Consider the following 14671-nt stretch of genomic DNA (forward strand, 5'->3'; position numbering starts at 1 on the left):
TTTCAAAATAAAGAAGCTGCTCTTCCTCTTTAAAGGAAAAGCAGCTTTTTATTTTATACTTCTTCTCGACTCGTTCTTATACAAGAAAATAGTAATAATCGCAAGCACTATAATAACTACCAAAGTAAATACTCTATAGTTCGAGATCGTAGCAGTACCGATTAAAAAGGCAGGTATAACAGCCATAATTAAGCCACCAAACATACCGACAAACGATCCTACACTTTGTTTTACTATTTGAGTTTCTGATACCCAATCATAATAACCAAATCGATTATTAATAAAAATCCCCCATACTGCCGAAAAGAATGAATATGTTATCGGTGTTATTACGATTAAAAGAGAACTCCAAATATCTAGTTTTAACCCTATTATCAGTAATACGGAACTGATAAGTGATGCAGGTATACTTAATGAAAGATTCATAAGTATTTTACTGTCATAAATCATCTTTGGCGTAATAGGTAACGACTTAATAATCCATACATTTTTTCCTTCTAATGACAATGACACACATGTTGTACACGTCATCGAAATCGCTGCTGCAATAGCAAATGGCGCAACCTTTTGCAACAGGGCCTCAATTCCAGGATACGCTATTAATTGACTTGGCCCTACTACAACTATAGCTAGTGCGAAAGCTAGCGCCATCACAACTCCCATTCCGCTATTTACCACATACACTGTAGAAGAAAAGAAACGCTTCAGTTCTTTTTTATACAATGCGGCCAATACACTTTCTTTTCTCATGCTATGAATTTCATAATTTGAAAGCATATGATAAGTGGTAATCTCTGTATTTATTTGCTTATATTTTAACGAAAGGATTTTTACAAAAAGATAATACCAAATAACCGATATCCCAACGAATAGGATGAAAGCTACAATATCAGCATGAACAATTGCTTTTTGAAACATGTTAGCTAGTGGATACACTTTAGTTAATTGCTCCGAAACAATTGCACCAATCCCGTTCATATCATTAAGGCTATATTGAGCATTTCCGTTTTTCAGCATAAAGAAACCGAATGTAATAATTACTATGAAACTTAAAATTGTAGTTATTTTATTCGTATTTTTAAATTTAGAAGCGATTGCCGTAATCGCAGCTCCAAAAATCGCTGCTATTGTTGTTGGAATTAAAGATGCTATAAACATACTGATGAACCACATAAAGTAAAAAGAAACTGATGGCCTCTCATGTATGCCATAAACAACTCCCATTGGTAGCATGATTATGATTGAAAAGATCGTATTCAGCAAATATAAATACAAAAACCTACTTGTAATAACCGTACTTACACGAATCGGTAATGACATTAAAAGATCGTAATCCTTAAAAGCAAAAATCTCTCCATTTGCCTTAAATATAGTGAAAAACAACGTCAATACACTGCTAATAACTAGTGCATAAACTGGGATAATTTCACTTATTCCTAGTCTCACCAATCCATATGCCGAGGCCCCACAATATAGCATTAACATGACACCAACTAAGGCAATAGATGCTGACAGTAAAATCTTATTCTGCTTCTTCTTTTTATCTTTTTCGTATTTAAAAGTATTTAAACCAAGCTGCGTTATCAAGCGGATTTTTAAAAGACCTAGACTACTAATATTCATTAGCAAGCTCCTTCATAAAGAGCTCTTCCAATGATCCTTCCTTTATTAAAGAATTCACTTCCCCTGAAAGTGCTAATTTCCCTCTATTAATCATCGCTATTTTATTACATAACTTCTCCGCCACATCTAAAACATGCGTAGAAAAGAAAATCGCACTTCCCTTTTCACAAAGCTCCTTCATAATACCTTTCAACACTACAGCAGCCTTTGGATCAAGACCAACGAAAGGTTCATCTAAAACTAATAATTTCGGTTTATGCAAAACCGCTGATATAATCGCCACTTTTTGTTTCATACCGTGTGAATAGGAAGATATTAAATCTCCCAAGTAAGGTGTAATCTCAAAAGCATCCCCATACTTTTGTATCTGTGCTTCTCGATCCTTCGCAGACACTTTAAACACATCAGCAACAAAGTTCAAATATTGAATTCCTGTTAATTGCTCATATAAATCTGGATTATCAGGAATGTACGCCATTACTTTCTTACATGCAATCGGATCTTTTTTTACTGAATGTCCATCAACAAAAATTTCACCCTCTTCAAAATCTATAACTCCTACTAACGACTTAATTGTTGTACTTTTCCCCGCACCGTTATGGCCAATAAATCCAAAGATATCCCCTGCTTGAACAGTAATATTTAACTGATCTACTGCTTTTTTGCCACCTTTGTATGTCTTGCTAAAATTTATAATTTCTAACATGTGATTTCCCCCAAACTATCCTTTTTAACTGAATTTCCAGACCTAAAAGCAAAAAATTTACTCAGCGAGCTTTTTCATTATCCCCACTGAGTATTTAAATCTCTTAACACATAGAAACTATAAATATAAAATTTGACTCGTACAGTTCAATCCCTTATTACTCACAATTGCATTTCTTTTTTATAAATAGCATATGACTTTATCGTTGATATGAAGATGCATATTAATATTATTCCAATCCCCATAAAAATATTGAATGGATCTGGAAGTACCGCCCCAGCATATATACAAAGTGCACCTATTACAAATACCTTCGAAGCAAATCTGTGTGTTTTTCTCCAAACTACAGGATTTTCTAATGTCGAGTCCATCCGGATTCCTACTAAGCCATTTGGCTTCGTTTGTTGCATATAATTGCCGAGTACTAAAAACAATGTTCCAAGTCCGAAATTAAATGCAATGGAGCCCGATGCAATATAATTAGACACTGCTAATAGCGCAAATATATTACAGCCGAACCCTATCAAAAGAATTGCATAATGGATTGCAGAAAGGACTTTAGCATGCTGTTTATACTTATCTTTCGTTACATCAATATACCCCATAGCTAGCCATATCAAATACAGCAACACCATACTACCTATTGAAACTGAACTCGCTTCTACTTTAGAAAAATATCCATCTACCATTCCTGCAGCATTATAATGACGTGGAATTTGTTTCGGTAAATAAGGCCATACAATGTACCAGCCAATTGCAATTGCAATAATTAAACTCCATGGTAATACGTGTCTTTTCATCCTCTCTCCCCCATAAATTTTATATTAAGCCCCTATCTCTTTCTTATAAGCAACATAGGAATATCCCATCGTTAGTCCTACTGCACCAATAATAATTCCAGCCATTACGAAAGATTTCCATGCTACCGGCGCGAAAACACTTAAAATCATAATGATTCCTAATGCAACAAACACCTTTCCACTAAAACGGTGTGTTTTTCTCCATACTTCTTCGTTACTTAACGTCCACGGTGTTTTTATGCCTACAAAGTAATTTGGTTTACATTGTGGTAAATAGTTTCCGATAACTATGAATAGAATACCAACTAATAATTCAGGCATGCGATTAATGAATAAGTTATATCCTAATCCACTTGTAATAATATCTATATTTCCTACAAATAGTAGCAATAGTATCCCGTTATTCATCATCATAAAAGCTTTAGAAAATTTCTCGTAATTTGCTTTCCTTGGATCAATCTTTGGTATCACATTTAGAAATACATATAACGCAATCATAATTCCAACCATAGAAATCATTCCATATAATTTAGAAGAATAACCATCTGCCTTACCACCACTCCAATGTGTCGCGATTGTATCCGGCAAATGTGGCCAAGCAAACGCCCAAGCTATACAAGTTATAAGAATTAATATAATTGCAAAAAGATGCTTTTTCATTTCCCCTCTTCCCCCTTATTCGTAAACGTAAACACCCAAGTCAATAAATCTTGAAAGACAGTTGTGTTCAAAGAGTACACAACGAATTGCCCTCTTTTTTCATCTTGAATAAGTTCAGCATTTTTAAGTGCATTTAAGTGGTGTGAAATACTTGGCTTTGTCATGTTGAACTGTTCAGCAATTTCCCCAGCTGTTAAATCGCCTTCTTTTAATAAATCTAAAATTTTTCGCCTTGTTGGGTCTGCTAATGCTTTGAATGCTTGATTCAATGTCTTTCTTCCTTTCACTAATTAGACATTTAGATATTTATCTAAATGTTAAAATGAAAACTATAAATTGTCAATCGTATCCATAGCCCTTTTTTACTTTTCACGCTTTTGACCTATACTGTTTACTAGCTTATATTTCAACATAATGAAAAGACGAGAAACACATGGTACACTATAGCTACAATTGTTTTTTTTAGGAGGAATATACATATGTATAAAATTTTAATCGTTGAAGACGATCCAAATATTTCATCATTACTACAATCTCACATTCAAAAATATGGCTATGATGCTGTTGTTGCGGAGAACTTCGATGATATTATGGAATCGTTTAACGCCGTGAAACCGCATCTTGTTTTACTTGATGTAAACTTACCGAAATTCGATGGTTTCTACTGGTGCCGTCAAATCCGTCATGAATCTACTTGTCCAATTATTTTCATTTCAGCTCGTGCTGGTGAAATGGAACAAATTATGGCGATTGAAAGTGGCGCGGATGATTACATTACGAAACCGTTCCACTATGACGTTGTAATGGCAAAAATTAAAGGTCAATTACGCCGTATTTATGGTGATTATGCACCAAATATTTCTGAACGTATCGTTGAAGTAGAAGGTTTAAAACTATTCCCTGAACGTCCAGAAATTCATTTCGGATCTGAGCAAGTTCTTTTAACAAAGAAAGAAGCTATTTTAGCAGAAATGCTATTATCTAAATTCCCTCGTACAGCGAGTCGTGAAGATTTATTAGCTGCCCTTTGGGATGATGAGAGCTTCGTTGAAGAAAATACATTAAACGTAAACATTACGCGTCTTCGTAAAAAGTTTAATGAGCTTGGTATTGAGAACTCTATTGAAACAGTACGTGGACTTGGATATCGTTTTAACACAACTTGGAGTGAATAAGCATGAAGCTATTTTTACGTGATCATTTTGCATTTTTTCTACTATATGTATTAAACTTCGGAATCATTTTCGTTCTTTATGATGCAGTAGACGGATTTCAAAATAATAAGTTTTACTTCATCGTTTTAAGCTTATATTTATTCATCTGTTTCCTCGCTTATCGTTACGTTCGTAATCGTAGAATGTACCACAGATTAAGTGAACCACCAGAGAAAATGGAAGATGCGTTTATTGAAAGAGCGACTGCTCCTATGCCCCACGGTGTAAACGAGCTCGTTCGTACGCAATATCGTCTATTCCAAAAAGACCTACAAACATTTGAAGTAAAACAGCAAGAACACCAATTATTTATTAACCACTGGGTACATCAAATGAAAACGCCCGTTTCTGTTATGCAACTTATGGTGCTTGAAATGGAAGATGAACATTTAATCCCGCAATTTAAAAAAGAATTAGAGCGACTAAATCAAGGACTCGATATGGCTTTATACATGGCAAGGTTAAACAACTTCCATGAAGACTTCCATGTTGAGACCGTTTCATTAAAAGATGCTGTAACAAAAAATATTAACGGATTAAAAGAACTATTCATTCGAAACGGGGTCTTCCCTGTTTTAGAAGTTCATTCAGATTTAAAAGTTGCTTCTGATGCGAAATGGCTAAAGTTCATCATTTATCAGTTAATGACAAATGCTGTTCGTTATTCTGGTGAACGCGGAAAGAAAGTTTTCTTATCAGCTTATCGAAATGGAAAAGATATCATTTTGGAAGTTCGTGATGAGGGCGTTGGTATTCCGCAAGAAGATGTTCGAAGAGTATTTGAACCATTTTACACTGGGAAAAATGGTCGTACATTCGGAGAATCTACTGGTATGGGACTTTATATCGTAAGTAAAATTTGTGATTATTTAGGTCATTCTGTAAAACTAGACTCTGAAGTTGGTAAAGGAACGACGATTAAAATCATCTTCCACAACGCTGCAAACAATCAAGCAGAAAATACGGAGAAGGTGACCAAAGCATGATCGGAACATATGCTAGCAAAATGTATGAGAATATACTCTCATACATTTTTTGCAATAAAACTGCATATTGGCCTTCTAACGGGAGGTACATATTATGACATTTTGGCAATTTGCATTTAAAAATGTAACGCGCAACTCAAGAGCTTATTTTGCCTATTTTTTAAGCAGTTCCTTTTCCATCGCTGTTTTCTTTTCGTTTGCTGTTTATTTATTTCATCCGAAATTACAAAATTTCAGTATGATCTCTGAAATTTCAGGATTAATGATTTTTTCAGAAGTTGTCATTGTACTGTTCTCTTTCTTCTTTTTACTATATTCAATCGGATCGTTTTTAAAAGTTCGTAAAAAACAATTTGGTATTTTAACCGTTTTAGGTATATCGAAAAAGCAATTACATCGTCTCGTTTTTACGGAAAATATGTTAATTGGTATTTTATCTATCTTTTTTGGTATGCAGTTTGGGCTTGTCTTTTCGCAATTTTTCTTATTAGTGACGGCGAAAATTACGCACGTACCAGGGATATATTTATATATACCTACGAATGCTTTCATTTTAACAACGATTGTGTTTCTTGGTCTCTTTATCGCTGTATCTGCATTCACACCAATGCTTATTCGAACAAAAAAAGCATTGCACCTTTTAAAAACAAACAATGTAAAACAAAAAGAAAGAAAACCATCCATATTAATTTCTCTATTTGGTGCTATCTGTTTATTAGGTGGTTATATTTTAGCTGTAAATCCTAAATATTTCTTCTCAGTAAACCCGCAAGTAGGCGTTATATATATGGTTTCAAGTATTTTTGTGATTCCAGCACTTGTTACAATTGGGACATATTTTTTCTTTTCTCAAATTAGTTTCTTACTTATTTATATTTTAAAGAAAAGAAGAAGTTTTTATATGAAACGGATTAATATGCTTTGGATTTCTGATTTAGCAAGTCGTATTCGAACAAATATTAATATGCTTTTTATTGTAGCGATGCTATCTACAGTAGCATTCACAATGATTACATTTCTATATGGATTTGGAAAGTTTACAAAGCTAGATGTTACGAGAAGTTCACCTTTTCCATTTTCTTATTTTTCATATGACGCAAATCCTTTTGCTAACAAGCATTTAACTTGGCTTGAACAGCAGTTACAAAAAGAAAATTTCTCTTATAAAAAGATAGAAGCTGATTTATATGAAACACCACTGAAAGAAGATGCAGGTATAACGACTTACAATGACATCTATGCAATGAAACAAAGTGACTATAATAAACTTGCAGCTTCCCTGCGAATGAAACAACTATTCATGAGTGATAACGAAGCATATGTCTTAAGCGGCAGCGCTTATTTCACCTTATTCAGCCAATTTGATCCAAGCTTCAATAGAAAATCCATTACACTTTCTAGCACAAATACGATATTACAAGTAAAGGGCTATGAACAAGCAGGGGCCATTCCATCTAACTTTTCATATCAAACTTTAATTTTACCTGATGTTGTTGTAAACAACTTACCAAGTACAACAAAGCATGTATCAGCGTACAATTATAACGTACAAAACTGGGAAAAGACGTATGAAATTGCTAATGATTTTATGAAAAAAATACAAAAGGATCGACAGGAATTCCAATACGAAGGCCCCCTTATACGCTCCTATGAATCAGCAGACTCATTATATAGAATCACATCAGGAAGTGCTGCATACTTCCTAATCGGGACATTCTTAGGTGTCATTTTCTTTATTGGAGCAGGTAGCGTTCTTTACTTCAGAATGTATACAGATTTAACAAACGAACAAGAAAAATATGTAGCAATTTCAAAAATTGGTGTAACAAATGCAGAGATGAAACGATCTGCAACCATTCAACTTAGCATTTTATTTTTCGTTCCATATGTTATGGCATCCATTCATACAATGTTCGCAACAAAAATGCTTCAAGATGTAATTGATTTATCACTATTCAAAGAAATTTCAGCCGTTCTTATTATTTTTGGCATAGTTGAAATCGTCTTTTTCTTATTCATTCGTTCCTTTTACATGCAAAAGTTATCAGAGTATACGAATGGTTAAGTTTTATGAATATATTAGTACAGGAAAAGGGTATCTCTTATATCCTTTTCCTCTTCACTCTATTAGGAGGTTCAGGTGAATGACATTTTGGCAGTTTGCCTTTAAAAACGTAACACGGAACGCCAGAGCTTATTTCGCCTATTTTGTAAGCAGTGCGTTTTCCATTGCAATTTTCTTCTCGTTTGCAGTTTATTTATTTCATCCTAAATTGCATATGACGGGCGTGAATGCTGCTCTGAACATATTAATGACAATCTCAGAAGTTGTCATTGTATTCTTTTCATTTTTCTTTTTACTATATTCAATCGGTACTTTCTTAAAAGTACGAAAAAAACAGTTCGGGATTTTAACAGTACTTGGCATATCTCCAAAGCAATTAAAGAGGCTCGTATTTCTAGAAAACATGCTAATTGGTGGCCTATCCATATTTTTCGGCATTCAATTTGGCCTTGTCTTTTCACAGTTCTTTTTATTAGTTACCGCCAAAATTACGCATGTGCCTGGTTTATATTTATATTGGTGGCCTACAGCTGCTATCGTTTTAACTATAATTATCTTTCTTGGACTCTTCATTCTCGTATCATCTTTTACACCGATGCTAATCCGTACGAGAAAAGCTGTACGTCTTTTAAAAGAAGGAACAAAACAAAAAGAAAGAAAAGCATCTGTACTCATCTCTCTCTTTGGTGCGATATGTTTAATATCTGGATATGTTTTAGCAGCAAACCCACTATATTTTATGTCACTAGGAGATATCGCTGGGCTTTTGTACGCTGCCTCCTGTATATTTGTCATCCCATCACTTGCTGCAGCTGGGACATATTTTTTCTTCTCACAAATTAGCTTCTTACTCATTCGCATATTAAAGACGAGAAGAAAATTTTATATGAAACGTATTAATATGCTTTGGGTTTCTGATTTAGCAACTCGGATTCGGACAAATATTAACATGCTCTTTATCGTGACGATGTTATCGACACTCGCTTTCACAATGATTACATTCTTATATGGGTTTGGGAAATTCACAAAGTTTGATGAAATAAGGAAAAATCCTTTCCCGTTTACTTATTTATCACATACTGAAAATACGTTAGCTGATGAACATTTAAATTGGTTAGAACAAAAATTTAACGAAGAGCAATTTACTTATACAAAATTTAAAACAGACATATATGAAGTATCTTCAGCTGAGGATAACTCACAGCTCTATTATGCCATTAAACAAAGTGACTATAATGTACTTGCTAAAGCATTAAGCTGGGAAACTCTCACGGTGAATAAGAATGAATCTTATATTCTTATGAAAGACTTAGACGATCAAGTTATTGGAACAATTCATACTAAAGAAAAGAAAAATATTCTTCCACTTACTCAAAACAATTTACAACTACAAGTGAAAGAATATAAAAGTTATAACCCCTTCCCAAACAGCTTAATATACCAATTACTCGTACTATCTGATGAAAATGTAGAAGCCTTATCAACTACTTCAAAACAGATGAGTGTATATAGCTTCAAAGTTCCAGATTGGGAAAAGGCACATAATATCGGTTCAGCATTTATAACAAAAATTGATAATGACAATGCAGCTATTCAGGCAGAACATCCACCGTTTCATGCAAGTGAAGCAAGCGATTCTCTATACAAAACAAAATTAAATGTTGCTTCGTTTTTCTTAATTGGTACTTTCCTAGGTGTTATTTTCTTTATCGGAGCTGGCAGTGTTCTTTACTTCCGTATGTATACAGATTTAACAAATGAGCAAGAAAAGTATATAACGATTACAAAAATCGGTTTAACAGAAGTCGAAATGAAGCAATCCGCTACAATTCAACTTGCGATTCTTTTCTTTGTTCCTTACATTATGGCATCGATCCATACGATGTTTGCGACAAAGATGTTACAAGAGATATTACATCTATCATTATTCGCTGAGATTACAGTTGTACTTGTAATCTTTGGAACGGTTGAAATTATCTTTTTCCTTTTAATTCGTTCCTTTTATATGCAAAAATTATCACAACATATTAAGTTTTAAAAATAGAAAGGTGATTATTATGGAAGAAGTATTACACATAAAAAACGTCTCAAAAGTGTATGAAGGAAAAGTCCCTCATACTGCTTTAAAAAATATAAATTTACATGTAGATAAAGGAGAATTTGTTGCTATCATGGGACCATCTGGTAGCGGTAAATCTACATTTTTAAACGTTATCTCTACAATTGACTCCCCTACTTCTGGTGATGTCGTGATTAATGGAAAAAAACCGCACACATTTCGTAGAGAGAAACTAGCTATTTTCCGCCGCCAAGAGTTAGGGTTTGTTTTCCAAAACTTTAACCTATTAGATACACTAACAATCGGTGAAAATATCGTACTGCCTTTAACGTTAGATAATGTTCCTTTAAAAGAAATGGACGAAAAGCTCGATAACATTTCAAAGAAACTTGGAATTGATCATATTTTGGACAAGCGTATTTTTGAAGTTTCTGGAGGACAAGCACAGCGTACCGCGGTAGCACGCGCTGTTATTCATCATCCGTCACTTCTACTTGCGGATGAACCGACAGGAAACTTAGATTCTAAAGCAGCAATTGATGTAATGGAGCTATTTACGAAATTAAATAAAGAAGAGGATGCCACAATTTTAATGGTTACTCATGATCCGTTTGCAGCAAGTTATTGTAACCGCGTTATTTTCATTAAAGATGGTGGGCTTTACAATGAATTACACCGCGGACTATATCGCGAGAAATTTTATCAAGAAATATTAGATGTTTTAGCATTATTAGGAGGAAGGCGTGGATGACGTTTTGGCAATTTGCATTTAAAAATGTCTCGCGTAATTCTAAAGCATATTTTGCTTATTTTGTAAGTAGTGCTTTTTCTATTATGGTTTTCTTTTCATTTACTGTATACGCGTATCATCCACGCTTACAAAATGTACAAAGCTTTCAAGAACGGGATCCTCTAATGAACTTAGCGAGTACAGCACAGCTTGTGATTGTTATGTTCTCGTTCTTCTTTCTCTTATATTCAATTGGAACATTTTTAAATGTACGGAAGCAGCAATTCGGGATACTCACGATTCTCGGTATCTCACAGAAACAATTAAAAAGACTGTTATTTACTGAAAACATGATAATCGGGATATTGTCCATCTTTATCGGTATACAAGGTGGCCTAGTGTTCTCTAATTTTTTCTTATTAGTCACTTCAAAATTAACAAGTGCGAAAGGTCTCTATTTATATTGGCCAACAGAAGCGATTATCGTGACAACCGTAACGTTTATCATTTTATTTTTAATCGTTTCTACATTTACACCTATGTTTATTCGGACTCGTAAAACAGTCCATCTTATTAAAGGGAACAAGAAAGTGACAGCCGAAAAAAGGCCGTCTATACTCATTTCGATATTTGCTTTAACTTGTTTAGGGTTATGTTATTATATTGCTGGTTATCCACAAGGCTACGTAACCGAAAAAAATGTGCAAAACGGATCTGTCTTCTTTATTATATTATCTATTTTGCCACTCGTAGTAGTCGGAACATATTTTTTCTTTTCACAAACATTTCTTCTTTTTATCTATATTTTAAAGAAACGTAGAAAGTTTTATTTGAAACAAATAAACATGTTATGGATTTCAGACTTAGTTGCTCGTACCCGTAGTAATATTAATGTACTCTTTATCGTTTCTATGCTATCTGCGCTTGCATTTACGATTATTATCGGACTATTTGCTGCGAATAATAATACAAAAGCGTCGATACTAGAGCGATATCCTATTCCCTTCACATACAAATTAGAAGGGGATCATTCCCTTGAACGAAAGCACGTTAATACTATTGAATCCGAACTTTCCAATGCTCATTTTCAATATAAAAAATATAAATTTACGCTTTTAAAAGATAATGCTTCAAAAGAAGAGATTGCAATTATGAAAATGAGTGATTATAACGAAATTGCTAAGCAGTTAAAGAGACCTACAATCACCCTTGATTCAAAAGAAGTTTACATTATTTCTGGCTATTCACCAGAGCTATTAAACCTTGTATCAAATCCATTTGTAAAACAAAATACAATTACGCTTGAATCCAATAAAAAGGAGTTTTATATAAAGGGATTTATTAACAAAGGAATAGCACCACCATTTGCATTAGCAAATTTAGTTATTATGCAAGATTATGCAATCGATACTATGATTCCTCATATTGAAACCATTACAGTTTATAACTACTTCGTGGATAATTGGGAAAATGCAATTATTCCAACGAAAAATATATTAAAAAGTATTAGTAATGACACCGAAAAATATTATGAGGCACATAAAGATGATAAGCATGCATCTCCCGTCCCTTTTAATATTTATACAGCTACTGATGAGTTACTCCATAATAAAGAAAATGCAGTTGCTCAATTCTTTATTTGGGCATTTCTTGGCTTTATCTTCTTTATCGGAGCGGCTAGCGTTTTATACTTCCGTATGTATAACGACTTAACGAATGAAAAACAAAAGTACATTACGATTACAAAACTGGGCTTAACTGAATCAGAAATGTTTCGCTCCGCAACGATTCAATTAGGAATTTTATTTTTCGTTCCTTACATCGTTGCTGGTGTTCACACGTTATTTGCGGTTAAGTTTTTACAAAGCATGTTTTCTTTCTCGTTACTAAAAGAGTTACTGATTGTACTCACCTTTTTCGGGATTATCGAGATTATTTTCTTTTTCTTAATCCGCTCTCTGTACATTAATAAATTATCACAGCATATAAAAATATGAATAAAATGGCCTTGTGCATATTGCACAAGGCCATTTTCAATAGTTTTTAATAATTAGCAGTATCCACCATAGCCGCCGCCATATCCACCATAACCGCCGTAACCACAACCACCGCCGCCTCCGCCGAAGCAGCTAGCACCGATGATAATTAATAAAATAAACAATACGATTAGAAGCGCAAAACCGCCGCCGCAGCCACGTCTACGGTCGCAATCATCATGTCTGCGGTTACAATCATCATGTCTGTGTTCACACTTTTCGCTCATTACTCTATTCCTCCTTTAGTATCATTCATAACAAGTTCAACTTGCTCTAAATGAGGGGATTCCATTTATATTATGTTTTCAGGGCAAATCGGAAGCTTGGCACTCCTAAAAACGGGCTTGTTTCATGAAAAGAGCCCCAACACAAAAAGAGGATACCTTTAAATAGGCACCCCCTTCTTCTAAACAAACATATTAAGTAAAAGCGCAAAGCCGAATGCAATAAATGATAACAATGTCTCCAGCACCGTCCACGTTTTAAACGTTTCTTTTACTGTCAAACCTAAATACTCTTTTACAAGCCAGAATCCTGCATCATTTACGTGAGAAAACATTAATGAACCTGCACCGGTTGCAATAACGAGTAATTCTAAATTTACACCAGACATGTGCTGAATAACCGGTGAAACAATTCCAGCTGCTGTCGTTAATGCTACAGTAGCTGAACCTGTTGCAATTCGGATTAATCCCGCTACCATGAACGCTAAGACGATTGGTGATAATGAAATATGTTCTGCCATTTGAGCGATGGCTGTTCCAACGCCGCTTTCAATTAATATTTGTTTAAATCCACCGCCTGCACCAATTATTAAAATAATGGAACCGACAGGTAGTAAACTTTCATCTGTTAATTTTTTAATCATCTTTTTATTAATTCCTTGTTTTATACCAAGCAAATAAAACGCTGCGAAACATGAAATAAGTAAAGCGATTACCGGACTTCCTACAAATACTAAAAATTCAGTTATTTTTTTCGGTAATGAAATATATGGTGCGACTACTGATAAAATCATTAAAACTACTGGTAATAAAATGATAAAGAATGAAGCTTTACGACTTGGCAAATCAGTAGATACTGTCGTAACTCGAACAAGCTCCGGTTCATTTTCAGGTATAACCCTCTTATGTACCCATTTTGCAAATACCGGTCCTGCGATAATTGCTGTTGGTAACGCGATAATTAATGAATACAATAGTACCTTTCCTAAATTCGCGTTATAAATCCCGATTGCTGTCATCGCACCTGGATGCGGCGGCACTAGCCCATGTACAATCGATAATCCAGCAATAACAGGTAAAGCAATTAACAATATATTTTGTTTCGTTGTTTTTCGAATTGAAATAACAAGTGGTAATAAAATGACGATTCCCACTTCAAAAAACACTGGAATCCCTATAACAAATCCGGCGAATAACATAGCCCAAGGTAATTTTTTTACCCCGAAGAATCGAATGAAGAAATCTGCTACTTGCATGCCAGCCCCTGAATCGGACATCATTTTCCCTAAAATTGTTCCGAGAGCCAAAATACCAACTAAATGCCCTAGTACACTACCAACACCAGTTTCATAGGCAGTAACAATTTTGGTCAAGTTCAATCCAGACATAATAGCTAAAAATAGACTAGCAACTGTTAAACTAATAAACGCATGCCATTTCCACCATGATACCCCTAAAATAACAATTGCGATCGCAATTAACGTGACGATTAATAAGTATATATCCATATCCCATTCCCCTTCGATATGAAATTTTTTTACAAAAAAAGAGGGAATTGGTCCCTCTTC

13 protein-coding genes are annotated in these 14671 nt (G+C 34.3%); 6 read left to right on the top strand and 7 right to left on the bottom strand.

From position 1 onward, the window contains the following. Positions 1-48 precede the first annotated feature (48 nt). From AC1DS7_RS16975 to AC1DS7_RS16995, 5 genes are all read right to left on the bottom strand, one after another. A complete protein-coding gene (locus tag AC1DS7_RS16975) occupies positions 49-1623 on the bottom strand; it encodes a hypothetical protein (RefSeq protein ID WP_002143543.1) in 1575 nt (524 codons plus the stop codon). Continuing rightward, a complete protein-coding gene (locus tag AC1DS7_RS16980; RefSeq protein ID WP_002034493.1) occupies positions 1613-2329 on the bottom strand; it encodes an ABC transporter ATP-binding protein in 717 nt (238 codons plus the stop codon). The genes AC1DS7_RS16975 and AC1DS7_RS16980 overlap by 11 nt, the downstream gene beginning before the upstream one ends. Positions 2330-2490: 161 nt before the next feature. Next, positions 2491-3129 (bottom strand): SdpI family protein, encoded by a 639-nt coding sequence (locus AC1DS7_RS16985; protein ID WP_476999120.1) that lies wholly within the window; start codon positions 3127-3129, stop codon positions 2491-2493. Positions 3130-3153: 24 nt separating this feature from the next. After that, a complete protein-coding gene (locus AC1DS7_RS16990; protein WP_372488216.1) occupies positions 3154-3789 on the bottom strand; it encodes an SdpI family protein in 636 nt (211 codons plus the stop codon). Then, a complete protein-coding gene (locus tag AC1DS7_RS16995; protein ID WP_001070538.1) occupies positions 3786-4058 on the bottom strand; it encodes an autorepressor SdpR family transcription factor in 273 nt (90 codons plus the stop codon). Before AC1DS7_RS16995 ends, AC1DS7_RS16990 begins: the two co-directional genes overlap by 4 nt. Before the next feature lie 210 nt (positions 4059-4268). Here AC1DS7_RS16995 and AC1DS7_RS17000 point away from each other — a divergent pair, with 210 nt between their 5' ends. The 6 genes from AC1DS7_RS17000 (at position 4269) to AC1DS7_RS17025 (ending at position 12840) form a co-directional block, all read left to right on the top strand. After that, positions 4269-4964, top strand: a complete 696-nt coding sequence (locus AC1DS7_RS17000) for a response regulator transcription factor (RefSeq protein ID WP_002034497.1) — start codon at positions 4269-4271, stop codon at positions 4962-4964. A 2-nt stretch (positions 4965-4966) separates the two neighbouring features. Beyond that, positions 4967-5989 (top strand): sensor histidine kinase, encoded by a 1023-nt coding sequence (locus AC1DS7_RS17005; RefSeq protein WP_002034498.1) that lies wholly within the window; start codon positions 4967-4969, stop codon positions 5987-5989. 94 nt (positions 5990-6083) lie between these two features. After that, entirely contained in the window at positions 6084-8054 is a 1971-nt protein-coding gene (locus AC1DS7_RS17010; protein ID WP_002143550.1) for an FtsX-like permease family protein, read from the top strand. 79 nt (positions 8055-8133) lie between these two features. Continuing rightward, positions 8134-10092 (top strand): FtsX-like permease family protein, encoded by a 1959-nt coding sequence (locus tag AC1DS7_RS17015; protein WP_002143551.1) that lies wholly within the window; start codon positions 8134-8136, stop codon positions 10090-10092. A 19-nt stretch (positions 10093-10111) separates the two neighbouring features. Next, positions 10112-10864: an ABC transporter ATP-binding protein gene (locus AC1DS7_RS17020; RefSeq protein WP_000393251.1), complete on the top strand. Its 753-nt coding sequence runs from the start codon at positions 10112-10114 to the stop codon at positions 10862-10864. Beyond that, complete coding sequence (locus AC1DS7_RS17025) at positions 10861-12840, top strand: FtsX-like permease family protein (protein WP_002143552.1); 1980 nt, start codon at positions 10861-10863, stop codon at positions 12838-12840. Before AC1DS7_RS17020 ends, AC1DS7_RS17025 begins: the two co-directional genes overlap by 4 nt. A 53-nt stretch (positions 12841-12893) precedes the next feature. Here AC1DS7_RS17025 and AC1DS7_RS17030 read toward each other — a convergent pair whose 3' ends face one another. Beyond that, entirely contained in the window at positions 12894-13106 is a 213-nt protein-coding gene (locus AC1DS7_RS17030) for a YjcZ family sporulation protein (RefSeq protein ID WP_002129632.1), read from the bottom strand. Between the two features lie 179 nt (positions 13107-13285). Next, on the bottom strand, positions 13286-14611 hold the full coding sequence (gntP, locus tag AC1DS7_RS17035) for a gluconate permease GntP (RefSeq protein WP_002143553.1): 1326 nt from the start codon (positions 14609-14611) through the stop codon (positions 13286-13288). Between the last annotated feature and the right edge of the window lie 60 nt (positions 14612-14671).

The organism is Bacillus sp. P4_E1, assembly GCF_056401715.1.

Excerpts from the sequence above, each read along its gene's own strand:
- AC1DS7_RS16985 (WP_476999120.1), bottom strand. The coding sequence starts at position 3,129 with ATGAAAAGACACGTATTACCATGGAGTTTAATTATTGCAATTGCAATT.
- gntP (WP_002143553.1), bottom strand. The coding sequence starts at position 14,611 with ATGGATATATACTTATTAATCGTCACGTTAATTGCGATCGCAATTGTT.
- AC1DS7_RS17020 (WP_000393251.1), top strand. The coding sequence starts at position 10,112 with ATGGAAGAAGTATTACACATAAAAAACGTCTCAAAAGTGTATGAAGGA.
- AC1DS7_RS17010 (WP_002143550.1), top strand. The coding sequence starts at position 6,084 with ATGACATTTTGGCAATTTGCATTTAAAAATGTAACGCGCAACTCAAGA.
- AC1DS7_RS17000 (WP_002034497.1), top strand. The coding sequence starts at position 4,269 with ATGTATAAAATTTTAATCGTTGAAGACGATCCAAATATTTCATCATTA.
- AC1DS7_RS17005 (WP_002034498.1), top strand. The coding sequence starts at position 4,967 with ATGAAGCTATTTTTACGTGATCATTTTGCATTTTTTCTACTATATGTA.
- AC1DS7_RS17030 (WP_002129632.1), bottom strand. The coding sequence starts at position 13,106 with ATGAGCGAAAAGTGTGAACACAGACATGATGATTGTAACCGCAGACAT.
- AC1DS7_RS16990 (WP_372488216.1), bottom strand. The coding sequence starts at position 3,789 with ATGAAAAAGCATCTTTTTGCAATTATATTAATTCTTATAACTTGTATA.
- AC1DS7_RS16980 (WP_002034493.1), bottom strand. The coding sequence starts at position 2,329 with ATGTTAGAAATTATAAATTTTAGCAAGACATACAAAGGTGGCAAAAAA.
- AC1DS7_RS17015 (WP_002143551.1), top strand. The coding sequence starts at position 8,134 with ATGACATTTTGGCAGTTTGCCTTTAAAAACGTAACACGGAACGCCAGA.
- AC1DS7_RS17025 (WP_002143552.1), top strand. The coding sequence starts at position 10,861 with ATGACGTTTTGGCAATTTGCATTTAAAAATGTCTCGCGTAATTCTAAA.
- AC1DS7_RS16975 (WP_002143543.1), bottom strand. The coding sequence starts at position 1,623 with ATGAATATTAGTAGTCTAGGTCTTTTAAAAATCCGCTTGATAACGCAG.